Consider the following 1,248-nt stretch of genomic DNA (forward strand, 5'->3'; position numbering starts at 1 on the left):
GGGCCCCGGTCAGGGCGGCGGCCAGGTCGGCGGGGGCGTCGGCGAGCGCGTCGGCGCCCTCCTCCCAGCGCCGGGCCCAGGAGCGCGCGTGGTAGGCGAGCCAGCCGCGCTCGTCGGTGAGGTCGTGGCGGCGCGCCGACCAGTGGGTGGCGCGGACGGCGCCGTAGCCGCGGCCGGTGCGCCCGCCCACGCGTATGCCGGGGCCGGACCCGCCGGGCCCGGAGAGTCCGTCGCAGGCCAGGAGCAGCAGGGTGAGCAGGCGGGCCTCGTCGGCCGGTGCGGGCACGTGCAGGCGCAGGTGGGCGGTGAACACGGTACCCGCGGGCAGGATCTCCCACCGCCACGTGCGGCCCGGCTGGACGGTGCCCGCGGCCGGGTCGACCCGGATGCCGGTGCGGACCGCTACCGCTGTGTCCTCGGGGAGTTCGGCGCGGGCGTCGTCCACGTCCAGCGCGCTCGCGGCGGCCCCCTCCCCGCCCGGCGCGGCCTCGGACTCCGCCGAGCCCATGAGGGCGCGGACGTCGTCGGGGTCGCCCGTGCGGGCGGCGAGTTCGTGGCGCAGCAGCCCGGCCAGGGTGGTGGCGCGCAGACGGGGCGCGCCGGTGACCGGGTCGCGGTCCACGTGCAGGTCCGCGTCGCTTCCGGCGGCGTGGCGGGGCCTGGCCCGGGCCGCCCCGACGTGGGTGTCGGAGAGCAGGCACAGCCGCAGGGTGACCTCCCACAGCAGCCCGGGCGGGGCTGGCTCGCCGCTCACCCGGGGCCTCCCCCGCCGGGGCGTCCCCCGTCCTGCTCGGCGCGCGGCAGGCGGGCGGCCTCGGCCAGCCAGGAGGAGACCAGGACCAGGGCGAGGCGTGCGGCGGCATGGCGCTCCCAGTCGCGGGCGCGGGCGGACAGGCCCCGGTCCCCGGGGGGCAGACCGTCGGGCAGGGAGAGGTCCACGGCGGCGACGGCCCGGGCGTAGGCGGGGCTGTGCACGGGGTGGGGCCGGTTGTCCCGCCACCAGGCCCCGGCCCCGCCGGACAGGTCCGACAGCCAGGACCGGACGCTGACGGGGCGGTCGTGGCCCGGGCGGACCAGGCGGGCCCGGTCCAGGGCGCGCACGGCCCGGCCGTGCGGGACCTTGGGGGTGCCCGTGTGGCCGGGGACGCGGCCGCGGACGGTGCGCCCGAGGGCGGCCAGGGCGTCCTCGGGGGTGGAGTGGGGATCGGCGGCGACCTCGCGCAGGCGCCCCAGCAGGCCGGGGGTGAG

1 protein-coding gene and 1 pseudogene are annotated in these 1,248 nt (G+C 80.9%); both read right to left on the minus strand.

Features of this window, described 5'->3' with window-relative positions:
- Positions 1 to 754, minus strand: a 754-nt coding sequence (locus DQW06_RS26615; RefSeq protein ID WP_232833172.1) for an RAMP superfamily CRISPR-associated protein, incomplete at its 3' end; no start/stop codon positions are given.
- Positions 751 to 1,248: pseudogene (locus tag DQW06_RS26620) on the minus strand (hypothetical protein); the annotation flags it as partial. The gene DQW06_RS26615 and the pseudogene DQW06_RS26620, both read right to left, overlap by 4 nt.

Source organism: Nocardiopsis sp. TNDT3 (genome assembly GCF_003427465.1).
GTDB classification, from domain to species: domain Bacteria; phylum Actinomycetota; class Actinomycetes; order Streptosporangiales; family Streptosporangiaceae; genus Nocardiopsis; species Nocardiopsis dassonvillei.